This window comes from Sphingorhabdus sp. YGSMI21 (assembly GCF_002776575.1).
GTDB lineage: Bacteria > Pseudomonadota > Alphaproteobacteria > Sphingomonadales > Sphingomonadaceae > Parasphingorhabdus.
The window spans coordinates 1,083,324-1,107,595 of sequence record NZ_CP022548.1 but is presented as its reverse complement, the minus strand read 5'-3'; the positions used below and the strand labels follow the sequence as shown (position 1 = coordinate 1,107,595).

Below are 24,272 nucleotides of genomic sequence, written 5' to 3'. Positions count from 1 at the left end.
CATCTCCCGTTCGTGCCAGGCACAACAATCCGGAGATGGACTCCTGCCTTCGCAGGAGAACAGGAAAGGAAAAAACATGAGCTACGAAACATTTACCGTCGATATCGACAGCGACGGCATCGCCCTCGTCACCATCGACCTGCCCGGCCAGTCGATGAATGTCTGGAACCAGGCGCTGATCGCCGATTTCAAGGGATTCACCGAAGAGCTGATCAGCAACGACGCGATCAAGGGCGCGGTGATTACATCGGGCAAAAAATCCGGTTTCCTCGCCGGTGCCGATCTCAACATGCTCGGCGCATCGAAAGCCGACAGCATGGCCGAAGCGTTTGAAAGCGCATGGGAACTGAACGGCATGTTGCGCCGCATGGAAACCGGCGGTCATACGGCGAAGGAACTGCTCAAGGGTACGGCCCATGCCAAGCCAGTGGCCTGCGCGCTGAACGGCCTTGCCCTCGGTGGTGGTCTGGAGCTGGCACTCGCCTGCCATTATCGTGTGTGCGCCGACCATCCGAAAATCCAGCTCGGCCTGCCCGAAGTGCAGGTTGGCCTGCTACCAGGCGGCGGCGGCACCCAGCGCCTGCCACGTCTCGCAGGCCTTCAGGCCGCCGGCATGGCGATCATGACCGGCCAGCCGATGAACCCACAGGCTGCACTCGCGCAGAAGATCGTGGATGAAGTTGTCCCGGCGGACGAAGTCGTTGCCAAGGCCAAAGCATGGGTCAAGGCCAATCCCAAAGCGTCCGCGCCATGGGACAAGAAGGGCTATAAATTCCCCGGTGGTGCCGGATCGATGGATCCCCGCGCCGTGCCGCTCTATCTCGGATCCTCGGCCATCGCGCTGAAGCAGAGCAAGGGCAATTTCGAAGCGGTCAAGGCGATCCTGTCCTGCCTCTACGAAGGCTCGATGTTGCCGATCGACACCGCCTTGCGCGTCGAGAGCAAATATTTCACCAAGCTGCTCGCCGGCCCGCAAGCCAAGAATATGATCCGCACCCTGTTCATCAACAAGCAGGCAGCGGAAAAAGGCGCGGCCCGTCCGAAAGGCGTTCCGCCCTCCGATATCAAGACGGTCGGCGTTCTCGGTGCCGGCCTGATGGGTTCCGGCATCACCCATGTCACGGCCAAGGGCGGCATGAATGTCATCGTCCTCGACCGCAATATGGAGGAAGCGCAAAAGGCCATCGATTACAGCCAGAAGATCGTCGACAAGGGCGTCAAGCGCGGCAAGATGACCCAGGAAAAAGCCGATGCCTTCATGGCGCGGATCACCCCGACCGACAATTATGATGATCTGAAAGATGTCGACCTGATCATCGAGGCTGTGTTCGAACGGCCCGATGTCAAAGCCGATGTGATCAAGAAAACCGAAGCGGTCATCGGCAAGGATGTGGTCTTTGCATCCAACACCTCGACCCTTCCGATCACCGGCCTTGCCAAGAACAGCGAACGTCCTGACCAGTTTATCGGCATGCACTTCTTCTCGCCGGTCGAGAAAATGCCGTTGCTGGAAATCATCCCTGGTGCCGAAACCGGCGACAAGGCTCTGGCCGTTGCCCTCGATTATAATGCGAAGATCCGCAAGGTTCCGATCGTCGTCAAGGACGTCCGCGGCTTCTACACCAACCGCGTCTTCCCGCCTTATGCCAATGAAGCGATGCTGATGGTCGCCGAAGGCGTGAAGCCGGCGCTGATCGAAAATGCCGCCATCGCCATGGGCATGCCGATCGGTCCGCTCGCCGTGGTCGATGAAACGACACTGCAGCTGGGCTATGACATCATGACCTCGACCAAGGAAGAAATGGGCGACGCCTATGTTCCAAGCGGTACCGAGGATCTGATGGAAATCATGGTCAACAAGATCGACAGGCGCGGACGGCGCTTTGGCGGTGGTTTCTACGAATATGCCGAAGACGGTTCGAAGAAATTGTGGCCCGGCCTTGCCGACCATTTCCCGCTGGCTGAAGAACAGCCGGATGTCGAAGAGGTCAAGCAGCGGCTGATGTTCATCCAATTGATCGCCACCGCGCAATGTTTCGACGAGGGCGTCGTCTCCGACCCGCAGTCCGCCGATCTCGGCGCGATCTTCGGCTGGGGCTTTGCGCCCTGGACCGGCGGTCCGATGAGCCATATCGACACGATGGGCGTCGACAATTTTGTCCGCATCGCTGACAATCTCGCGCAGAAATATGGCGAACGGTTCAAACCGCCGATGAGCTTCCGCGAGAAAGCGGACAAGGGCGAGAGCTTCTACCAGGCAGCTTAAGTCTGACCAGAATGATATAAGAAAGAGCTCCTTCGGGGGCTCTTTTTTTGCCTGCTACGAAAGGCGTTTTGAAAGCGTATCGATCTTGTCGGAAAGCCGGTCGAGCTTTTGCGACAGCTTGTCGATTGTCGCATTCTCCGCGCCGCCGCTGCCATCAACCGTGCCGTAATGCGACCGGAACAGCGCCACCATTTGCTCCACAACCGGCGCCTGCTCGCGGGCCTTGTGATCTGCGTCCAGGGTCATTTCGATGGACCGGCTGCTATATTCCAGACTGCCGTAGAATATATCGCGCGCCTGCCAAAGTACGGCATCCTGTCGCAATTCCCCGCGATCCTGCCCGCGCAGGAACAGCCGGTCGAAGACCGCTACATATTGCCGCAAATGATCGCGCGAGACGCTGACCTCGCTGTTGTTGCGCCGGAGCGCAAAGCTGAGATTGATGAAGTCGGCGTTCACGATCAGGATATTCAGATGATATTGCGCCAGCGCCCGCAAACGGTCGAAAAAGCCGTCTGCGGCGACTGACGCCATGACCGCTTCGGCTTCCCGGGTCAGCCCGTCCCAGAATTGCTGCAACACCGCGAGCATCAGCTCGGCCTTCGATTCATAATAGCTGTAGATCGTGCCTTCACCGATCTGCGCCCGGCGCGCTATTTCGGATACCCGCGCACCGTCGAAACCATGCTCGACAAAAACGGCGCGGGCGGCATCGAGAATCGCCCGTTCCCTGCGCTCCAGCTTGCTCCGCCGGGTTTCCGGATTGACCGCCTTGGTTGCCAAATTCTGTCCTCTATTGAGCTTGACTCGGAAATACCGAGTGCTATTCAAATAGCCTTTGCGGACTCGCCGTGTCAAATAGCGAATGGTCCGCTCGGTAAAATCGGAAAGAGGCGCTGCACCAATGCCCCAGTTCAAATCCAAGATCGTCACCGGCTCGGAAAGCTTTGCCCAGAATCGCAAGGATATGCTGGCGCTGATCGATCATTTGCGGTCGCTGGAAAAACGCGCGGTGGAAGCATCGGAAAAACGCCGGCCGACCTTTGAAAAACGCGGCCAGCTGACTCCGCACGAAAGGCTGAAACGCCTGCTTGACCCCGGCATGCCGTGGCTGCAGCTTTACAATATGGCCAATTATCTGGTCGAGGACAGCAATCCCGATACCAGCATCCCCGGCGGCAGCGTGATATTGGGGATCGGTTTCGTCAAAGGCGTGCGCTGCATGATCTGGGTCGATGACAGCGGCATCCGCGCTGGCGCGGCGACAACCGGAGGCTGGGATGCCAGTAAGGGCGCGCAGAAAATAGCGCAGGACCTCAAACTGCCGTTCATCCATCTGGTCGAAAGCGCGGGCGCAAACCTGATGGAATATAAGGTCGAGCTCTGGGCGCACGGCGGGATGCTGTTCCGCAATCTCGCCTGGCTAAGCGCAGCGGGTATCCCGACGATGGTCGTCCTGCACGGTCCTTCGACCGCAGGCGGCGCCTATATGCCGGGCATGTCCGACTATGTGATTGGTGTTCGCGACAATGGCATGGCGGCGCTGGGCGGTGCGGCGCTGGTGCACGCGGCGACCGGAGAGGTGGCTGATGACCGCGAACTGGGTGGCACCGAAATGCATGCTTCGACGACGGGCAGTGTCGAATATCTCGCCGATGATGATGCCCACGGCATCGCGATTGCGCGCGAGACGATGGGCAGGATCGACTGGAACAAGAATACCAGCCCGATCCGCCGCAATGATTATGAAGAGCCGGTCTACGATATCGACGAGATCGCCGGTATCGTGCCGACCGATTATACCATACCCTATGATGTCCGCGAGGTAGCCGCGCGGATCGTCGACGGGTCGGACTTTGAGGAATTCAAACCACGCTATGGCCCCGGCACCGTCTGCATGCAGGCGAGCATCATGGGCCATGCGGTCGGCCTGATTGGCAACAACGGCCCGTTCGATCCCGAAGCGGCGGCGAAGGCCACGCATTTCTTCCAGCTGTGCGACCAGTCCGAACTGCCGATCATCTTCCTCAACAATACCACCGGCTATATTGTCGGGACAGAGTCCGAGCATAAAGGCATGATCAAGCTGGGCAGCAAGATGATCCAGGCCGTATCCAATGTCCGGGTCCCGAAACTGGCGCTCTATATCGGCGCGAGCTTTGGCGCGGGCAATTACGGTATGAGCGGCACCGCCTTTGAACCCGATTTCCTGTTCAGCTGGCCCAATGCCAAAACTGGTGTGATGGCCGGCGCATCAGCGGCCAACACGATGAGTCATGTCGCCCGGGTGCAGGCCAAGCGCAAAGGCGTCGAGCCTGACGAGGAAGCCATTGCCAAACAGGAACAGCGGATCAAGGATATTTTCGAAGCGCAGGAAAGCGCCTTCTTCACCTCCGGCCGGGTGCTCGACAATGGCGTGATCGATCCGCGGGATACGCGCAAGGTGCTGGGCTTTGCGCTGGAGACGATCTTCGAGGCGCAGAACCGGAAGCTGCATCCCAATGCCTTCGGGGTGGCGCGGATATGAACGTCGTGGCGACATTCATGCTGTGCTCCGCACTTGATGCGGAGCTCTCGCGGCGCAACGCTGCCGACGCCAGGGCTCCGGCTCGGGGGCCGGAGCACAGAACGGGATACAGGCTATGACCAAATTTCCTCAAACTGAAACGCTCGAACTCGAATTCAAGAACGGCTGGCTGACCATCTGGTTCAACCAGCCCGAAAATCGCAACGCGCTGAGCGACGCATTGGTAGCGGAGCTGGGTACTGTTCTGAAAAGCGTTCGCGATGATCGTGCAGTACGCGGGATCACCCTGCGGGGCCGCGGCGGTGTATTTTGCGCCGGAGCGGATCTCAAGAATTTCAAAGAGAATTTCCAGCAAAGCGGTGACCGCGCGGCGATCATCAAGATGTCGAGCGGCGCAGCGGAGATTTTCGACTTGGTGAACAGCGCTCCCCAAGTCGTGATCGTGTTGATCGAGGGCGCAGCGATGGCGGGCGGCTTTGGTCTGTCCTGCTGCGCGGATGTGGTGATCTGCGAAAGCGGCGCACGCTTTGCAATGACCGAGACTGCCATTGGCGTGTCGCCGGCGCAGATTTCGCCCTTCGTGATCCAGAAGCTGGGCTATGCGACCGGCCGCCGGTTGATGCTGACCGCTGCCCGCTTCGATGGAGCGGAAGCCCACAAGCTAGGTTTTGCAGATTTCATTGCCGATGATGTGGCGGGCCTTGAGGCGATCGAAATGCAGCTGCGCAAACAGGTGCTGGGCGCAGCTCCGGGTGCGGTGGCCGCGACCAAAGAACTGCTTGGTCAGATTGCCGGAAAGCCACGCGAGGAAGTGATCCGACTGGCCGCGGAGAATTTTGCCGATCGCATGGTCAGCGACGAAGCCAAGGAAGGCGTCGCCAGCTTCTTCGAGAAGCGCAAGCCCAATTGGGTGGTGAAACCGGAATGAGAAATCAGCGCCTCTGCATAATCGTCATCCTGAACTTGTTTCAGGACCTTTCCCGTTCATTATCTCACGAGATGCTGAAACCAGTTCAGCATGACGAGGTTTACAAATGACCCGAATCAACACTCTCCTGGTCGCCAATCGCGGCGAAATCGCCTGCCGGGTGATGCGCACCGCCAAGACGCAGGGCATGCGCACCGTCGCGGTCTATTCCGACGCGGACGCTGATACACCCCATGTCAAAATGGCGGATGACGCCGTGCATATCGGCCCGGCCCCGGTGAATGAATCCTATCTGCAGATCGACAAGATTATTCAGGCGGCCAAGGACAGCGGCGCGGATGCGATCCATCCGGGCTATGGTTTCCTCTCGGAAAACGCCGCCTTTTCCAAAGCCTGCGCGGACGCAAATATCATCTTTGTCGGCCCGCCGGAAAAAGCAATTGATGTGATGGGCGACAAGGCGCGATCGAAACGCGCGATGATCGCTGCCGGCGTGCCCTGCGTGCCCGGCTATCAGGGCGATGATCAGGCGGATGATGTGCTGGTCGCCGAGGCCAACAATATTGGCGTGCCCTTGATGGTCAAGGCGGCCGCTGGCGGCGGCGGTCGCGGCATGCGGCTGGTCCATGATCTGAAAGACGTGCCCAATGCGATCAAGCTGGCTCGGTCCGAAGCGGAGAATGCCTTCGGCAATGGCGAGCTGATTCTCGAGAAAGCGATCATCAAGCCACGCCATGTCGAGATCCAGGTCTTTGCCGACAGCCACGGCAACACCATCCATCTCGGCGAGCGCGACTGTTCGGTCCAGCGCCGCCATCAGAAAGTGATCGAGGAAGCGCCATGCCCCGTCATGACGCCAGACTTGCGCGAACAAATGGGCGCGGCGGCTGTCGAAGCCGCCAAGGCCGTCGATTATGTCGGCGCCGGCACAGTGGAATTTCTGCTCGACCAGTCGGGCAGCTTCTATTTTCTCGAAATGAACACGCGGCTGCAGGTCGAACATCCGGTGACCGAGGAAGTGACCGGTCTCGATCTGGTGGCGCTGCAGCTCAAAGTCGCGGCGGGCGATTTGCTGGGGCTAGACCAAGCGGACATCACGCTCACCGGCCATGCCATGGAAGTGCGGCTCTATGCCGAGGACCCGGCGGATGATTTCCTGCCCAGCACCGGCCCGGTCCATCTGTGGAAACCCTCCACCCTGTCGCGGGTCGACAGCGGTATCGAAAGCGGCGGCGAGGTTTCGCCCTTTTATGATTCGATGGTTGCCAAGATCATCACCCATGGTGCCACCCGCGACGAAGCCCGTCGCCGGATGATCAAGGCGCTGTCGGAAACCGCCCTGTTCGGTCCCAAGACCAACCGCGATTTCCTGATCGATGCGCTGGACAAACCGGACTTCGTGAAGGGCGAGGCCACGACCGCCTTTATCGCCGAAAATTATGGCGAAGACGGAGTCGATCTCGGCGCGCATGATTTTTCGTCTTATGCGATCGCTGCGGTCATCCATCACAAGCTGAGGCAGCAGGCGGCGCACAAGCTCGCGCTCAACGTCAATCCGGAAATGCTCGACTGGTCGAACACCGGCACGCTGGAAACGGTCACCCAATATGCCGATGGCGAGGATGCCCAGACCATCCATGTCCATGTCGACAAGCCGGGTCACTATCGGGTCAGCTCCGGTGAGGAAACGGCCACGATCGAGCTGATCAGCCTGTCCGCAGACCGAGCGAAATTGCGAGTCGACGGCCGTACGGTCGAGACGATCTATTTTGACGACCATCGCACCCTCTATCTGGCGCTGCCCAAGCGGTCATTGACCGTGACCGACCTGACCGGACTGAGCGCCATGGAAGATGCCGGCGGCGGCGGCACCGTGGTCGCACCGATGCATGGGCTTTTGCTCGAGATATTGGTCGAAACCGGTGCGCGGGTGGCCAAGGGCGACAAGCTCGCTGTGCTCGAGGCGATGAAGATGCAGCACGAGATTCTCGCGGAGATTGACGGCACGGTTGAAACTATTGCGGCGACGGCGGGCGTGCAGATTGCCGCCGATGATCTGATCATGGAAATTGTCGCGGATGAAGAAAGCGGCGAGGCATGATAGCGACCGTTCGCCCTGAGCCTGTCGAAGGGCAGGCCGCACGCACTCATGCTTCGACAAGCTCAGCACGAACGGAGAGACCCACCAATGAACAATAAAATCTGCGACATGCTCGGCATCGAATTTCCGCTGGTCGCTTTCTCCCATTGTCGCGATGTTGTCGCGGCGGTTTCGAGAGCCGGCGGCATGGGCGTTTTCGGCGGCGTCAATTGTTCCCCGGAGACGCTGGAGGAGGAGCTCAGCTGGATCGACGATCATGTCGACGGCAAGCCTTATGGTCTGGATATCATCGTCCCCAACAAGGTCGAGGGCAAGGGCGAACAGCCGGACCCGGAAGCCGTTCTCGCGTCGATTCCCGACCGGCACAAGCAGTTCACCAATGACATAATGCAGCGTCATGGCGTCGACCCGCAGCGCAGTGCGGAGGACATCGAAGCGGTGCGCCGGGAACAGGTCGCCTTTACCGACAATCTCCGCGGCGGCACCGCAGAAGCGATACTGGAAGTCGCTTTCCGTCATCCGATCAAACTCATCGCCAATGCCCTGGGTATTCCGCCGCAGGTGATGCTGGAAATGGGACAGAGACATGGAGTTCCGGTCGCCGCTCTGGTCGGGACACGAGACCATGCGATGAGCCAGGTCGCTGCCGGTGTCGATATCATCATTGCCGTTGGCGGCGAAGCGGGTGGCCATACCGGCGATATCTCGACCATGGTGCTGATCCCCGAGGTCTGCAACGCGCTGGCCCAGATTGGCGATAACACGCCGGTGCTTGCCGCCGGCGGCATTGCCACCGGCGCGCAAATGGCCGCGGCGATGGCTATGGGCGCCAGCGGCGTCTGGTGCGGTTCGGTCTGGCTGACCACGGTCGAAGCGGAAACCAATCCCATCGTGAAAGAGAAAATGCTCGCTGCCACCTCCCGCGACACGGTGCGTGCACGGTCCCGCACCGGCAAGCCGTCGCGGCAATTGCGTTCGCCCTGGACCGATGCCTGGGAAGCGGAAGGCGCTCCGTCACCGCTGCCGATGCCACTCCAATCCTTGGTCGCCGAACCGCCGCTGCGGGTGCTCGACAAGCTGAGCCAGGGCGACAATCAGGGCGCGAAGGATCTTGCCACCTATTGGGTGGGGCAAGGCGTCGGGTTGATGAACGAACAGATGACCGCGGGTCAGGTGGTGCAGGGCTTCAAGGAAGATTTCCTCACGGCTTATGAGAGACTGACCACCACTCTCGGCGAATGACGATGTCCTATCCATCCTGAGCTTGTCGAAGTTCGGGTTGCGCCATATGGTCGGGCCCGCTCTGCAGAGACAGGGTCGGGATTGAGGATCGCATGACAGAAGCAACACAGCCCCTGGCCGGAATCAAGGTCGTCGAATTTTCCACCATGATCACCGCCTCGCTGGCGACGATGATGTTCGCCCAGCAGGGCGCCGATGTGATCAAGGTCGAGCCGCCCGGGATTGGCGATCCGATGCGCTGGCTCGGCAGCCAGAAGAGCGGCATTTCCGGCCTGTTCCACAATTGCAATCAGGCCAAGCGCTCGATCACGCTCAATCTCAAGGCCGCCGAGGGTGTCGCTCATGCCCGCCAGCTCTGCCTGTCGGCCGATGTCGTGATCCACAATTACCGCCCGGGTGTGATGGACCGGCTCGGCCTGGGCAGCGAGGCGCTGCGCAAGGAGAAGCCGGAGCTCGTCTATTGCGCGATCACCGGTTTTGGCCATGAAGGCCCGCTCTCCGGTCGTCCGGCCTATGACCATGTGATGCAGGCAATGGCCGGCTTCATGACCCTTCAGGGTCATCCCGACAGCTTTGCCTATGTCAAAACCCTGATCTGCGACAAGATCACCGCCTATACTGCCGCGCAGGCGATCACCGCCGCCCTGTTCGCCCGCGAACGCGGTGCGGGCGGCCAGCATATCGATCTGTCGATGCTGGAAAGCTGCATTGCCTTTCTCTGGCCCGACGGCGGCATGCATCTGACGCTGCAAGCCGACGACGTGACGCACGGCGCGCCCTTTGCCGACTATTACCAGCTTCCGCTTCGATCTACGGACGGAGCCATCGCCTATGCCGCGATGACCGACGATCACTGGGCGGCGATCTTCGATATCGTCGGTCGCCCGGATCTGAAGACGGAAGAAAAATATCAGGGCATGGCCAACCGCAGCGTCCATATGGCGGAGCTTGCCTCGATCATCGCCGCGCAAAAGCCCGACCTGACCAGCGCCGAAATGGTCGCCGCTCTCGCCGAACATGATGTGCCGGCCGCCCCATGCCTGGCGCTCGAAGACCTGCCCGCCCACCAGCAGGCCGTTGCGATCGGCATATTCGAACAGACAGAACATCCGCTGCTCGGCGCGGTCCAGCATGTCAGCGCGCCGGCCCGCTTTGGCGGTACCAAGCTCGCGCCCTGCGGCCCCAGCCCGGCACTGGGCGAGCACAGCGACGCGATTCTCGCCGAGCTCGCCGCACGCCCGCAACCATAGACCGCTTCAATCGAATCCTGACGCCGTGATCTGGTTGCACATGGCTGCAATCTGGCTATTCTCTCCGAAAAAATAAGGAGAGAATCGCATGACCTGGCAGATGGCAGATATCTGGGAAAATATTGCTGCGGCAATTCCCGACAAGCCGGCAATCGTCGATGGCGACAAGCGTTATAGCTGGGCCGAATATGAAGATCGGGCCGCCCGTGTCGCACAGATACTGGCCGACCATGGACTCAAGCCCGGCGCGAAACTCTCGATCTATTCCTATAATTCGGCCGAATATCTGGAGACCCAGTTTGGCGCGTTCAAGGCCCGCGTCACTCCGGTGAATGTCAATTACCGCTATCTCGAGGCGGAGCTTACCCATGTCATCAACAACAGCGACAGCGAGGCTCTGGTCTTCCAGGCACAATTTGCTCCGCGCGTGGCGGCAATCCGCGACCAGCTCGAGCAGGTCAAACTCTTCCTCGAAATCGATGATGGTTCGGGCGAGCATCTCGACGGGGCCGTGGCCTATGAAGAAGCCCTGCAAAACGCGCAGCCGATGCCGTCGATCGAACGGTCGAATGACGATGTCTACATGCTCTATACCGGCGGCACCACCGGCATGCCCAAGGGCGTGATGTATGATCACAAGAGCTTTGCCAGCGCGCTGCTCGCCAAGGGGTTCGAGATGCGCGAAATGGAGCCGCCGACAGACGCTTCCAGCTTTGGTCCCCTGGTCCAGCAACTCCATGCTGCAGGCGCGACGGGTCGTTCGATTCCCGCCTGCCCGCTGATGCACGGCACCGGCATGTGGATCGGCGCGATGATTCCGCACAGCCTGGGCGGCTGCGTCGTGCTGTTCGACAACAGCCATTTCGATCCCGTTGCGCTGTGGCAACTGGCCGAAGAGGAGAAAGTCACCGACATCACCATCGTCGGCGATGTCTTTGCCAAGCCGATGCTCGCTGCGCTGGATGATGCCAAGACGGCAGGCCAGGTCTTTGATTTGTCAGCGCTTCAGATGATGGGCAGTTCCGGCGTGATGTGGTCCACGGAAGTCAAACGCGGTCTGCTGGGCCATTTGCCGCATATGGCGATCGTCGACAGCATGGGTTCGACCGAGGGCAGCATGGGGACATCAATCACGACGGTGGAAAATATCGATATCGACCAGACCGCGAAATTCGAAATGAACCCGACAACCAAGGTGCTGACCGAAGAGGGCAAGCCGGTCGCGCCCGGCTCCGGTGAAATGGGCCTGATCTGCAACGGCGGGATGGTGCCGCTCGGCTATTACAAGGACGAGGAAAAAAGCGCCGCGACCTTCAAGACCTTTGACGGTGTGCGCTATTCGATCCCCGGTGATTTCGCGACGGTCGAGGCTGATGGCTCGATCACTTTGCTCGGCCGCGGCTCCGCCTGCATCAACAGCGGCGGCGAGAAAATCTTTCCCGAGGAAGTGGAAGAAGCGCTCAAGACTCATGGCAGTGTTTACGACTGTCTGGTTGTCGGCCTGCCCGACGATCGCTTTGGCCAGAAGGTAACGGCGGTTCTTTCGCTGGCCGAAGGTGCCAGTTTCGACGAAGCAGAACTCAACGACCATGTCCGCTCGAAACTCGCGGCCTACAAGGCGCCGCGTGCCATGGTGCTGGTCGACGAAGTGCCGCGCGCCGCCAATGGCAAGGCGGGCTATAAGGCCGCAAAAGAAATGGCGCTGGAACGGCTGCAGGTGCCCGCCTAACTCCGGTTCCGCCTGAACCCGCCGGCCTCTGTCGCCAGCTCGACCATTGACGGATCGTGACCATCCACCGCATGGACGGGAGATGATTGTCGAACTGATCCACAACCCGGCTTCGGGGACCTTTGACGAATTCCGGCTGGATGTGCTTTCCCGGGCCTTTCAGGCCTGTGGGGCGCAGGTACGGATCGGCCGGACCGAGATCGACGGGCGGTTCGAGATATTCCCGGAATGCGATCTGGTCTGCGTGTCCGGCGGTGACGGCGCCTTGCGGCTGGTGGTCGCATCGATGGTCAGGGCCGGACTGTCGAAACCGCTCTGCATATTTCCCGCCGGCACTGTCAATCTGGTCGCCAAGGAACTCGGCTATGCCAGCGATCCGGAAATATTTGCCCGCGAGATCATGGCGGGATTTCTTTCCCCGAAAACCGCCCGGCTGAAAGCCCCGCTGGCGACCAGCGACGGTCAGCCCTTTGTTGCCTGTATTAGCGCGGGACCGGATGGACAGGCTGTCGCCCGGCATAGCCCGGCGTTGAAGACACGTATTGGCGGGGCCGCTTATGCCTGGTCGCTAATAAAGCTACTCGGCGACTGGCCGGAGCTGCGCTTTTCGCTGACGGTGGAAATGCCCGATGGAGCGACCAGACAGCTGACCAGCAGCGCTTTTTACGTGATCAAAGCCCATCATTATGCCGGGGATTGGACGCTCGCCCCGGCAGCGCAAATGGCGTCCGACATATTCCACGTCATAGCGCTGACCCGCGCGCGTCGCCGGGATTTTTTCCGCTTTCTGGCAGCAGTGGCGCTTGGTCGGGATCCGGCGCGGCTTGATTTTGTCCAGTCGCTACCCGCTTGCCGGCTCTCGATAATTGCGGAAGACGAACCGTCCCGACAGGCCGCGTTCCAAGTGGATGGCGACTTGCTTCCAAAGCAGCCGAGCGAGATCAGGATGACCGAACGAACGGTCGTCTATTGCTTGCCACTTCCGGCGTAAACAGCGGTTATCTAAGCGTTCCGGCAGTGCGTCGCGATCAGGTCGACCATCGCCGGCAATTTGCTCGGCGGGAGGTCATGGCCCATGCCCTCGACCAGCTCGAACCGGGCGTTTTTGACATTGGCCGCGATATCTTCTCCGCATGCGGACGGAATAAGCGGATCATCCGCGCCGTGAATAACCATCGTCGGCGCGCTAATCCGCTGTGCGACCGGACGCAAATTGCCGGTATCGATGATCGCTGCCATCTGGCGTTTCGGCCCCGGCGGGTAGAAACCGCGCTCCTGCGCCAGCTTCATCATCGCCCGCCGTTCCTCCGGCCGATTGCGCCCTTCTTCCGACGCAATCAGCGAGGAAAAGGCCAGTCCGAGTTCCAGAGCCTCGTCCGGCGTGCGCGCCTTCGCCCGTGCCGTCTGCATCAAAACCTTGCGCACGTCGGCGCTGGCGCCGGGCAGGCCGGGACCATTGGTCGATGACATGATCGGCGTGAAGGACAGCACCCGGTCGGCGTGATCCGCGGCGATCAGCTGGCCGATCATCCCGCCCATCGAAGCGCCGACAATATGGGCCTTGTCGATTTTCAACGCGTCGAGCACCCCGACCGCGTCATTCGCCATGTCGCTGAGATTATAGGGAGACATCTGACGCTTGGGAAAGAAGCGCTTGGCGAGCATCTGACGGATCGGATGGGGCGGCCGCACGCCGTCAAATTTATAGGAGAGGCCGACGTCCCGGTTGTCGAAGGTGACGACGCGAAAGCCCTCGGCCACCAGGCCGTTGACGAAATCCATCGGCCAGTAGATCAGCTGCGCGGTATAGCCCATGACCAGCAGGATCGCCGGATCGGCCGGGTTTCCGTGGTCTTCCACTTCGATATTGATGCCGTTGGCGATGACTTGCATATGCACTTCCCGATCTGCGCGAAAACCGAATCAGTAACAGAAAGCGCCAGCGTTACAAGAAGCCTGGCACCGGCTCGCTAGGGTGTGCCGGTCGGTTCCGGCGAATCCCTGTCATTGGCCACCATATTGCCAGTCGATCCGACCGTCACGGCCCCCAGTCTGGCAACCTGATTGTCGTCGTCGACCACCGCGCGCGCCGTCAATAGCGTCGGCACCCTGATGGCCTGGGCCGACAATTTCTCGATGCGCACCGTGTAGCTGCCATAAGGCACCCCATCGAACAGGAAGAAGCCGTCAAACTCGGTCCGGGTTTCGCGCACCACCCGCCCCTCGCCATCGAGAAGTTCCAACCCGACGCCGGCGATCGTGCCGCCGCCCCGGCGAACCAATGTACCCTCGACCTCGCCGGCACTCACCAGCGGCAGTTCGACCGTCGTTGCGATTCCGGGCCGCGGCGTGATCACCACGCCGGGCAGGGCCGGTTGCACATAGGGGCTGGACAGGCTGCTGCTGTCGATCCCGATCAGCACCGGCCGGAAGGGCTGCAGATTGTCGATAACCGCCCGGCCCCGGATATCGGTGGCAGTGAAGGCCGCCGACTGGCCTGCGGTCAATTCGACATTTTCCGCCAGCGATTCCCCGGGCTGGCGAATCCCGTCCCGGTTTTCGTCATGAAAGACGATGGCCAGCGCCTGGCCGTTGTTGGCCAGCTTGTTGCTCGAGAAGCGGAATTTGCCGTTGCGCGGATCGGGTCCCAGGCTGAAGGCCAGATTCAGGCCGGCCGCTATCGAACCATCGGTCGCGGCTTCGGCGGTCGCGGTCAGCGAAAAACGTTCGAAGCGGCGGATGATCCCGACAGCCGCCCGCCCGCGATCAAGCCCGGCGTCATAGCCCAGTTCAGCCCGCCAGTCGGACCGCTCCCCGGCGCGCCATTCACCGGTAAAATTGACCTGTTCAAATCGCTTTTCGGGGGCCACGCGATAGATGGCTTCGCCACGGAGCCGGACCTTGCCAATCCGGCCGTTGGCGAGCAGCCGGGCACCGATACGGTCCGAGGGAGCGGGACCGAATTCGCTGAACTGCTGTTCCCAGCTCAGCTCGCCGGTCAGCGACAGGCGATTGAGATTGAACGACATGCGGCCCGTTATATCCAGACTTTCACGGCCATCCGAACGCGTTTCATATTGCGCGTCAAGATGCACCGGTATGACCTTGCCACCCAGCTTGAAACTATGGTCAACCGCCAGGCTGTGGCGTGAATCCGCGTTTTTCTCGATCTGGTCCGAAATGAAACCGCCGCGCGCCCAGATCGACTCCGCGGTGATATAGCTGTCCCCGATCTGGCCAAGCAGCTGGCCGCGTATCGCCATGCCGCTGCCAAGATTGGAAGCGGCCGAAAGCTCGACCAGAGCCGGGCCCACGGCGCGGCGCACCGAGCCCTCGAGATAATCATGCCGCTTGCCGTCAATCTGCAGGCTGAACAGGGACGCTGCGACCGAGGTTTTGGCGTTGAGTCCGCGTTCGAGTCCCACGCCGCCACGCCAGCCCGCCTGACGGGTCGGCAGGAAATCCCCGAGCCGGATCAGATCCTCGCCGGCTTCGTGAATACCGGCCCAATAATAGGTCTGGCGGGGCGGGATCGAGTCGATGCCCACCGGGATGACCTGCACGTCGCGCCGGATCTGCCCCTGCGGACCGTAGAGCACCACTTCAAAGCGATTCTGGCCATAAAGCAGCGGCACGTCGATAAATTCATAGCGTCCGTCGGTACGGTTTTCGGCAAAGGCGAGCAGCTGGCCGTTACGATAAAGTTCGGCATCCCAGCCGCTGGGCAACTCGCCACGAAAACTCGTCCGGTCGAAACTGTCGGGCCGTTCGATCGGGCGATTGGTCACCAGGGCTCCCCGTCCGGCGACCGACTGGGAAACCAGCGGAGTCGAAAAGGTGGAAACATCGCCCAAGGCAAAATGGGTGGCCTGAAGCGGCCCGAGAAGTTCGCCCCTGGGGTCGGTTCGATAGGCCCTGACCCGCAGGCTTTCGGGAACACCGTCATTATCGGAGGAAAGCCGGGCATCGAAACTCGCCTTGCCGACTTCACCGGACGCATAAAGCTCATATTGCAGATCGACTTTCTGGCCCGACCGTTTGTCGCTCAGCCCGCCGGCCGAAACCACCGCATCAACAGACGGTGTGCGCCAGAATTTGTAGGATTCCGAAGATTGCGGGAGAGAGGACAGGTCGAACGCCTTGCGCGGCCGGATTTTTGCCGCCTGTTCCTTGCGTTCCAGCGCGCGCTGGAAGGGCAATTTGGTCTCGGATTCAACAGTGAGAAGCGCGTTGGAAAGATCGGGAACGAAATCGACCGCAAACCAGTCCGACAGGCTTTTCACATCGACGCACCAGCCCTCGGGCACATCGTGAATCTGGCCGGGCAGAAGCGTCTTGCCAGCGTTCACCTTTTGTACCGTAGCACTGTCGCGATCGATGGTCAGCGTCTGGCTCTCGGAAAAGATCCAGCCAGTTGCGCGGCGCGACTTCTTGTCCAGACGCAACGGAATATCCATGGCAATGATGATATCGGCGAGATCGACGCACACGCCCTTGTCGGTCTGATAACCCCTGACACCGTCGCCAAGGCGGTATTTGCCCGAACGCAGATCGAACAGGAGCGCATCGTCATCACTGGCAGTCCATTTTTCGACCGCCTGGGCCGGACTCCCGAGAAACAGCGAAGCCGCCGAGATCGCGATGATCCCTGCGGCCTTGACCAGGGCATTGAAGCCCCGGCCGATTATATCAGTTCGCTGTATCATGGATTACATCATGACTTGGTGAAGGCTTGATGCCATACTAAGTCATTGATATAAAATTCTTATCTAAGAACCATGTCGGTTTTGGCGATGAGTCCGCCGCCGGCATTGGCCGTCTCGTAATATTCCACGGTGATAGGTCCGGAGAGCTGGGCCGCGATTTCCGGAGGTACCGGCAAGGTTACCGTGCGCTTTTCCACTTCCGGATAGACGGCGATGCCGCGGGCCACCATGACCGGCTCGTCCACGCCTGGCTTGGTAATCACGATTTCACCATAGGTGGACCGGTTGCCCGAGCGGCTGAGATCGAATGCGAAGGACTGGCCTTCCGCATTCTGTTCCATACGTCCGTTGGCGATGGCGGCGGTCGCCTGGAGATTGCCCTGGCGGACGATGACCGGAATGGTCACGCCATAGATAGGCGTCAGGGCGATCGTCAGTCCGCCCTCGGTCGCCGACTGTTCGGTCACCGAACGGGCCTTCGGGATGGCGCGGAAAAGGAGATGGACGCGATATTCTCCGTCCGCGAGACCGTCGGGTGCTCTCACGCCCAGACGAATGGCCTGCGGCTGGTTTGGCGGCAGCGTAACCCGGCGCGGCGCGTAGCGAATCATCGCCTTCGACGCTGTCTCGATCTCGTTGATCTGGTCTTCCGGCACATCTTCCAGACGGCCGTCGGCGGTCATCCGCCGCAACTCCATGGAAATCCGGTAGGTGGCGGTTTCGGATCCGATATTGTTCAGGATCACCTCGGTACCGCGCTCCCCGTCGAGCACCACCCGGGTCGGAGCGACCAGTAGATCGCCGGCGGCATAGGCCGGTGTCGATGACATTGATAGTGCGGACGCGATCGCGCCCAGCATGATGCTGTATTTTCTTAACGTCTTGAAACCCTGAATGGTCATGATAATCTCCGCCTTGCTGGTCATACGGATAGGTCGGCCGGTACGGCCTTTTCCCACAGCGCCCTTATGCGCAAAGAGGGTTACCAAAGCGCTAACCATGCCGGATTTTTGCGCGGCGTCCGGCTTCGGCAAGCGTGACACATGAAGAAAAAACCCGCCTGCAAGCTGGGCTGCAGACGGGCTTTCCGTGTTAAAAACTGGTAGCGGGTATTGGACCCGCCCGATCAGCTATTACTGATAGTCGACCGATACGCTGAACGTACCGGAATAGGCACCATCTGCCTGGTTAGCCGCAACGCTCAGCGTGCCGCCAACAGCGAAACTGTCGGTACCGTCCAGAACGAGCGTGGAATTGCTCGACGTCAGGGCAGCGGTCATGGTTCCGCTAGGTCCGTTCAGGGTCACCGAAGAGTCGACCGAAATGTCGACGGTTGCACCGGAAGTACCGTTAATGGTGAAGCCGGCAGCGGTAGGCGTACCCGAGCAGACGAGTCCGGTGCCACAGGCGCCGACACCACCGGTGCTTACGGAAACGGTCGACGCGGTCGCACCGGTGATGATCGTACCGAAGTTGAGATCAACTTCGTTCGAATCAACGGTTACCTGCTTGAGAATATTGGCGCGCGCATCGGCGGAAGCGGTGGCAGCTTCTGCTGCATTTGCGCCCACGACAGAAGCCAAGAGCACGGAAGAAGCCAAAGCGGCTTTCACAAATTTCGACATAGTTACTGGTCCCTATATTTGGTTACATCATTGAAAGGACACATGCGGTGTAGTCAGACCAAACCCACTGGACTGCTATCGCCTGTGTCAACATTCAGCTGCTCTTATCCAAGGGAAAGAATAAGGCTTTGCTGTGAGTCATGGTTAATTTCGGCTTAACAATTTAAGTCCCTGATATATATAGATTATATAGGGTTAATCTGCGCGTTACCCTGCCCTGGCAGGGCCGTGTTCCGGCCCGAGAGGCCATTTGCGGCCGTCCGATATCAAATATGTTCGCCGGTAAGGCGCTGGCAAATCAGATCGAGCTGATCGAGATTGGCATATTCGATAGCCATCGTTCCGCCCTGACCGTTCGACTGGATCTTGACGTTCAGTCCGAGCAGATCGCCAAGATGCGCTTCCAGCGCCTGGATATCCGCATCGGTCTCCGACATGGCGGCCATTTTCTTCGCCGACATCGGCTTCTTGACCGCCATCGATTTGCGCACGAGCCGTTCGACATCACGGACCGACAGTCCCTTTTTCGCAATTTGCGGCGCCAGTTCTTCCGCATTGGGCGCGTTGATCAGGGCCCGCGCGTGCCCCATGGTCAGTTTTTCTTCGACGACCAGGCTTTTGACGCTGGCCGGCAGTTCCAGCAAGCGCATGATATTGGCAATATGGCTGCGCGATTTTCCGACGATCTCGGCCAGCCTTGTCTGGCTGTGGCCATAATCGGTGCTCAACCGTGCATAGGCTTCCGCCTCTTCGATGATATTCAGATCCTTGCGCTGGACATTCTCGACGATTGCGATCTCGAATGTTTCTTCATCGTTGAGATGGCGGACGACCGCGGGGATCTGATGCAGCCGGGCCCGCTGTGCAGCCCGCCACCGGCGTTCGCCGGCGACAATCTGGAACGTCTTGCCGTGCGGCCGAACGACGATCGGCTGGATGACGCCGCGTTGCCGCATACTGTTGGCCAGTTCGTCCAGCGCATCGGTATCGAAATGCTGTCGTGGCTGGTCGGGATTGGGCCGGATATCGGAAACCGCAATCGAGCGCAGACCATCGACCACGCTTTCCGGTGCATCGTTATTGCTTTCGGCGGGTTCGCTGGTGACGATCGGTTCTTCGCGCTGGATTTCGCCAAACAGGCTGTTCAGCCCCCTGCCCAGCCCGGTTGCTCGCTTCGGTGCCTTCTTCGCCTTTTCGTTGAGCGCCTGGTCCTCGTCCATCAAGCGGCCACCTTTCGGTCTGGAAGACGCTCGATCAGCTCGCGGGCAAGATCGATATAGGCGACCGATCCGCTGCAGCGATAATCATAGATCAGCGCGGGAAGTCCGTGACTCGGTGCTTCGGACAGACGGACATTGCGCGGTATCACGGTTTCGAACACCACGTCGCCGAGACAGGCCCTGACATCGTCGGAGACCTGTTCGGTCAGCTTGTTGCGGCGGTCATACATGGTCAGGACCACGCCCATCACCGAGAGCTGGCGATTGAAGCGGGCGCGGATGCGTTCCACCGTCTGCAACAACTGGCTCAGGCCTTCGAGCGCGAAAAATTCGCACTGCAAGGGCACCAGCAGCGATTCAACTGCGACCATCGCGTTGAGCGTCAGCAAGCCGAGCGACGGCGGGCAGTCCACAAGAATGATATCCCAGCGCCCGTTGTCGGCCGCGTCGAGCGCCTTTTTCAGCCGGTGCGTCCGCTCTTCAAATTCCACCAGTTCCACTTCGGCACCGGACAGATCAACGGTGGCGGGAACGATTTCCAGACCGGGCACCTTTGTCTGGTTGATACAATCGGTCAGCGAGACATCATTGATCAGCAGATCATAGCTGCTGTTGACGCGGTCGCCCTGCGACAGACCGAGACCGGTGGAAGCATTGCCCTGCGGATCAAGGTCGATCAACAGGACTTTCCAGCCGCTCGCGGCCAGTGCCGTAGCCATGTTGATTGCCGTGGTGGTCTTGCCCACTCCGCCTTTTTGATTGGCTATTGCGATACGAACCATCTGCAGTTCTACCCTAGAAATTAGGTTTCTAGCCCTTTCCCACCAATATACCGGCGTCCGGATCGGTCAAACTATGTTCCACGTGAAACATTTTTTGCCGTTTTGGCGACAGGCCTTTCAACTCCCTTACCGCATTTTTGCCTTTTGGTAAGAGCCAAAGCGTATTTTTTGTGGAAAAACGGTGTGAAAGTGCGATGAGCCGTTCCAAAGGTGCAAAAGCGCGAGCACTTATGACATCGACCGGGAAGCTTTCGACATTTTCCAGCCGATCGGCGATCACGGAAGCATGTTCCGCGATCCCGGTTTTCGCGATGACGTCGTTCAGAAATTCGACACGGCGTTTGCGTGATTCCACCATCCGGACCTGGTAACGCGTCAATATGGCGATAATCATACCCGGGAAACCGGCACCGGTACCCAGATCCAGCCAGATTTTGCCGGAATCGGGCGTTGGTGCATAGCGCAGAAGTTGCGCGCTATCGACGATATGGCGCGCCCAGAGGCTGTCGGCGCTGGCTCTGGAAATCAGATTCTGGCGCTGCATCTCGTCTCGCAACAGGGCGTTGAAGGCTTCCAGTCGCTCCCATGTTTCACGTGAAACATCATATTCAGCGCGAAGCCAGGCTTGCGCCTCTTCCTCGGTCATGCCGCGATATTCCTGGCATCGCGGCGCCTTGCGTGGACGAGTATCGCTGCGAGAGCCGCCGGCGTAATACCACGGATCCGCGACGCCGCGGCCAAAGTCTCGGGACGCGCTGTCGTCAACCGCTCAACCATTTCGTTGGAGAGGCCTGCGATACCGGCATAATCAAGATCATCTCCGAGACGGATCTGCTCATTGGCCCGCAGATCGCGCAACTCGGATTCCTGCCGTTCGAGATAGGGCGCGTAACGGGCATCCTCTTCGATCTCGAACATCAGGGCCGGCTCCGCTCCGGTCAAACATGCTTCCAAGTCTTCCAGCGCAGTGATGCTGATATTGGGAAAACGAAGCCACTGGAACAGGCTTTGCCGGGTGCCGTCGCGCCGGACTTCAATCCCCGCCTTCACCAGATCTTCGCTGGAATATATGCTTTCCAGCTTGCTAAGAATATGGTTGCGCTGCTGTTGACGAGCGGAGAACCAGTCAGCGCGCTCGCGTGATACGCAACCCGCTTCCATGGCAATCGGCGTCAATCGGGTCGAGGCATTGTCCGCCCGCAAGCGCAGGCGATATTCCGCCCGCGCCGTGAGCATGCGATAAGGCTCGGTGACGCCCTGCAGAACCAGGTCATCGATCATCACCGCCATATAGCTGGTGCCGCGATCCAGCACCGGCGCGACCTTGTCCTGAACCGCGCAAGCCGCGCCCAGTCCGGCGATCAGTCCCTGCGCCGCCGCTTCTTCGTAGCCGGTGGTGCCATTGATCTGGCCAGCACAATAGAGGCCCTCCAGATCGCGGACTTTCAGCGAGCGATCCAGCGCGCGCGGATCGATATGGTCATATTCCACCGCATAGCCCGGCACCAATATTTCCGCCTGCTCGAGACCTTCCATCGTGCGCACGAAAGCCAACTGGACATCGGCGGGAAGCGAGGTGCTGATACCGTTCGGATAGACGAGATCGGTATCGAGACCTTCCGGCTCCAGAAAGACCTGATGCGAATCCCGGTCGGCGAAGCGGTGAATCTTGTCCTCGATCGAGGGACAATAGCGCGGGCCCTGCGCATCGATCGCGCCGCTGAACAGAGGCGAACGATCGAGCGACCCGCGAATGATCTCATGGGTTTCGGCTGTGGTCCGGCTGACGGCGCAAAATGTCTGGGGAACCGTTCGCCCATTTGACAGCGGCGACATGGTCCACTGGTCGTCATCAGACGGCTGTTCCGGCAGGGCAGCCCAGTTGATCGTCCGGCCATCAAGCCGTGGCGGCGTACCAGTTTTTAGACGCGCGATCGGCAGACCGGCATCACGAATTTGCTGCCCGAGGGAAACCGATGCAGCCTCCCCTGTCCGTCCGCCCTCAAGCGTTTCTTCGCCGCGGAACAATTTGCCGTTGAGGAAGGTTCCGGTTGCCAGGATGACGGCTTGAGCGTTGATCGTTGAACCGTCGGCCATGCGGATACCGGTGACCTGCGATTCTGACATGACCAGACTGGCGACCTCGCCCTCGATAATCGTCAGATCGTCCTGCGCGTCGAGCATGCGGTGAATCGCCGCCTTGTAAAGCTTCCGGTCCGCCTGGATTCTCGGCCCCTGCACCGCCGTGCCCTTGGACAGGTTGAGCATCCGGTAATGGATCGCGGCGGCATCGGCGGCACGCCCGATCAGCCCGTCAAAGGCATCGACTTCGCGCACGAGATGGCCCTTGCCCAGTCCACCAATTGCCGGATTGCAGGACATGGCGCCAATGCTGTCTTTTGTGAAGCTGACCAGCGCTGTGGATACACCCATGCGCGCGGCCACCGCGGCTGCTTCGCAACCGGCATGGCCACCGCCCACAACAATGATGTCAAATGTCTGCGTCATAGCGCGGCCCATAGCGGAAGCGGGATTACAGGTCAAAACCTACCGTTCACGCCCTCCTGTTCCACGTGGAACAATCACTTGCCGATACAGAATTTTCCGAACAGTCCGTCGAGCATATGCTCGGTGCTGGCTTTGCCGGTGATTTCGTCGAGTGCTTTGCGGGCCATGCGCAGATGTTCTGCAACAATCAGATAATCCTGTTCGCCTTCCATTGCATCCAGACTCTGGCAAGCCGCAGAGAGGCGATCCGCCTGGCGCGCATTGACGCTGACCTGATCGGCGTCCGGTAATATATGTCGGGCTCTTTCCACAAGATGATCGACGAGGAGGTCCATTCCCTGGCCGCTGACCGGCGACAGGGTAAATGCCGCAGCGGCCTTCGGCGTGTAATCCGGATGGTCGCAGCGCGAGCTGATCTCGATCAGATTGTCGCGATCCGGCCCCTGCCCCTCTTCGCCCAGCCACAGGATGATATCCGCCTCGGCAAATTGTTCCCGCGCCCGGTCGATGCCAATCTGCTCGATGGCTTCCGCACCGGTTTCGCGAACACCGGCGGTATCAATGAAAAGAAAGGGAATCCCGCCGAGCGCAATCGGCACCTCGATCACATCGCGCGTGGTGCCGGCAATATCCGAAACAATCGCAGCTTCCCGCTCGACCAGCGCATTGAGCAAAGTCGACTTGCCGCTGTTGGGCGGACCACCAAGCACGACCCTTATGCCGTCGCGCAATTTCTCGGCCCGCGGACGCTTCAGGAGAATCTGCATTTCGTCGACCAGCAAACGGGCAGTATTTTGAATTTGCGCCATTTGCGCCGGGGCAACATCATCCTCGTCGGAAAAATCCAGCTCGGCTTCGACCCGTGCCGACAATCGCAATATTATCTGCTGCCAGCCATCGACCTTGCGCGACAAGGCGCCGCCCGCATTGCGCACCGCTGCCTTGCGCTGCAATTCGGTCTCGGCAAACAGCAGATCGGACAGGCCCTCGGCTTCTGCCAGGTCCATTTTTCCTGACGTGAAGGCACGGCGGGTAAATTCTCCCGGCTCGGCCCGGCGCAACCCGTCCATCTGTTCCAGCGTCTGTTCGATTGCCCGGATAACCGCCCGACCGCCATGACAATGGATCTCGGCCAGATTCTCGCCGGTTGCGCTATTCGGGCCGGGGAACCAGAGACACAGTGCCGAATCCAGCAGCTCTCCACTAACCGGCTCGGTTATATCTGACAGGAAAGCAACACGCGGTTCCGGTGAGTTACCGGTCAGCGATTCGAGTGCCTGCCCGGCCTTCGCGCCGCTGATCCGCAGGATTCCGATTGCCGCCGGCGGTTGCCCGCTGGACAGGGCAAAAATGGTATCGTCGGCGGTCATAGAATCGAAAAACGGGGG

18 protein-coding genes are annotated in these 24,272 nt (G+C 60.0%); 8 read left to right on the top strand and 10 right to left on the bottom strand.

Going from position 1 to position 24,272, the window contains the following annotated elements:
- Positions 1 to 76: 76 nt before the first annotated feature.
- Positions 77 to 2,266 (top strand): 3-hydroxyacyl-CoA dehydrogenase NAD-binding domain-containing protein, encoded by a 2,190-nt coding sequence (locus tag CHN51_RS05380; RefSeq protein WP_100093104.1) that lies wholly within the window; start codon positions 77 to 79, stop codon positions 2,264 to 2,266.
- A gap of 54 nt (positions 2,267 to 2,320) precedes the next feature.
- Here CHN51_RS05380 and CHN51_RS05375 read toward each other — a convergent pair whose 3' ends face one another.
- A complete protein-coding gene (locus CHN51_RS05375; RefSeq protein ID WP_123906245.1) occupies positions 2,321 to 3,049 on the bottom strand; it encodes a TetR/AcrR family transcriptional regulator in 729 nt (242 codons plus the stop codon).
- Between the two features lie 121 nt (positions 3,050 to 3,170).
- Between CHN51_RS05375 and CHN51_RS05370 the strand changes: the two genes are divergently transcribed.
- The 7 genes from CHN51_RS05370 to CHN51_RS05340 all read left to right on the top strand — a co-directional run bounded on the left by CHN51_RS05370 (position 3,171) and on the right by CHN51_RS05340 (position 13,034).
- Entirely contained in the window at positions 3,171 to 4,793 is a 1,623-nt protein-coding gene (locus CHN51_RS05370) for a carboxyl transferase domain-containing protein (protein WP_100093103.1), read from the top strand.
- A 115-nt stretch (positions 4,794 to 4,908) separates the two neighbouring features.
- On the top strand, positions 4,909 to 5,721 hold the full coding sequence (locus tag CHN51_RS05365; RefSeq protein WP_100093102.1) for an enoyl-CoA hydratase-related protein: 813 nt from the start codon (positions 4,909 to 4,911) through the stop codon (positions 5,719 to 5,721).
- 106 nt (positions 5,722 to 5,827) lie between these two features.
- The gene (locus tag CHN51_RS05360; protein ID WP_100093101.1) at positions 5,828 to 7,822 is read left to right on the top strand and encodes an acetyl-CoA carboxylase biotin carboxylase subunit; all 1,995 of its coding nucleotides are present in this window, start codon (positions 5,828 to 5,830) and stop codon (positions 7,820 to 7,822) included.
- Between the two features lie 87 nt (positions 7,823 to 7,909).
- Positions 7,910 to 9,064 (top strand): nitronate monooxygenase family protein, encoded by a 1,155-nt coding sequence (locus CHN51_RS05355; protein WP_100093100.1) that lies wholly within the window; start codon positions 7,910 to 7,912, stop codon positions 9,062 to 9,064.
- A 92-nt stretch (positions 9,065 to 9,156) separates the two neighbouring features.
- The gene (locus CHN51_RS05350) at positions 9,157 to 10,314 is read left to right on the top strand and encodes a CoA transferase (RefSeq protein ID WP_100093099.1); all 1,158 of its coding nucleotides are present in this window, start codon (positions 9,157 to 9,159) and stop codon (positions 10,312 to 10,314) included.
- A gap of 88 nt (positions 10,315 to 10,402) precedes the next feature.
- Complete coding sequence (locus tag CHN51_RS05345) at positions 10,403 to 12,043, top strand: acyl-CoA synthetase (RefSeq protein WP_100093098.1); 1,641 nt, start codon at positions 10,403 to 10,405, stop codon at positions 12,041 to 12,043.
- An 82-nt stretch (positions 12,044 to 12,125) separates the two neighbouring features.
- Positions 12,126 to 13,034 carry a diacylglycerol kinase family protein gene (locus tag CHN51_RS05340; RefSeq protein WP_100093097.1) on the top strand — a complete coding sequence of 303 codons (909 nt, stop codon included), beginning with the start codon at positions 12,126 to 12,128 and terminating at the stop codon, positions 13,032 to 13,034.
- Between the two features lie 11 nt (positions 13,035 to 13,045).
- Here CHN51_RS05340 and CHN51_RS05335 read toward each other — a convergent pair whose 3' ends face one another.
- The 9 genes from CHN51_RS05335 to mnmE all read right to left on the bottom strand — a co-directional run bounded on the left by CHN51_RS05335 (position 13,046) and on the right by mnmE (position 24,254).
- Positions 13,046 to 13,936, bottom strand: a complete 891-nt coding sequence (locus tag CHN51_RS05335; RefSeq protein WP_100093096.1) for an alpha/beta hydrolase — start codon at positions 13,934 to 13,936, stop codon at positions 13,046 to 13,048.
- 77 nt (positions 13,937 to 14,013) lie between these two features.
- Positions 14,014 to 16,749 carry a carboxypeptidase-like regulatory domain-containing protein gene (locus CHN51_RS05330; RefSeq protein WP_100093095.1) on the bottom strand — a complete coding sequence of 912 codons (2,736 nt, stop codon included), beginning with the start codon at positions 16,747 to 16,749 and terminating at the stop codon, positions 14,014 to 14,016.
- A gap of 59 nt (positions 16,750 to 16,808) precedes the next feature.
- On the bottom strand, positions 16,809 to 17,651 hold the full coding sequence (locus tag CHN51_RS05325; protein WP_100095439.1) for a molecular chaperone: 843 nt from the start codon (positions 17,649 to 17,651) through the stop codon (positions 16,809 to 16,811).
- Positions 17,652 to 17,882: 231 nt separating this feature from the next.
- Entirely contained in the window at positions 17,883 to 18,374 is a 492-nt protein-coding gene (locus CHN51_RS05320) for a DUF4402 domain-containing protein (protein WP_100093094.1), read from the bottom strand.
- 266 nt (positions 18,375 to 18,640) lie between these two features.
- Complete coding sequence (locus CHN51_RS05315) at positions 18,641 to 19,594, bottom strand: ParB/RepB/Spo0J family partition protein (RefSeq protein WP_100093093.1); 954 nt, start codon at positions 19,592 to 19,594, stop codon at positions 18,641 to 18,643.
- On the bottom strand, positions 19,594 to 20,376 hold the full coding sequence (locus tag CHN51_RS05310) for a ParA family protein (RefSeq protein WP_100093092.1): 783 nt from the start codon (positions 20,374 to 20,376) through the stop codon (positions 19,594 to 19,596). Before CHN51_RS05310 ends, CHN51_RS05315 begins: the two co-directional genes overlap by 1 nt.
- A 28-nt stretch (positions 20,377 to 20,404) precedes the next feature.
- Positions 20,405 to 21,022 (bottom strand): 16S rRNA (guanine(527)-N(7))-methyltransferase RsmG, encoded by a 618-nt coding sequence (rsmG, locus tag CHN51_RS05305; protein ID WP_100093091.1) that lies wholly within the window; start codon positions 21,020 to 21,022, stop codon positions 20,405 to 20,407.
- Positions 21,019 to 22,884, bottom strand: a complete 1,866-nt coding sequence (gene mnmG / locus CHN51_RS05300) for a tRNA uridine-5-carboxymethylaminomethyl(34) synthesis enzyme MnmG (RefSeq protein WP_100095438.1) — start codon at positions 22,882 to 22,884, stop codon at positions 21,019 to 21,021. The genes rsmG and mnmG overlap by 4 nt, the downstream gene beginning before the upstream one ends.
- Positions 22,885 to 22,958: 74 nt before the next feature.
- Positions 22,959 to 24,254, bottom strand: a complete 1,296-nt coding sequence (mnmE, locus tag CHN51_RS05295; RefSeq protein ID WP_100093090.1) for a tRNA uridine-5-carboxymethylaminomethyl(34) synthesis GTPase MnmE — start codon at positions 24,252 to 24,254, stop codon at positions 22,959 to 22,961.
- Positions 24,255 to 24,272 lie beyond the last annotated feature (18 nt).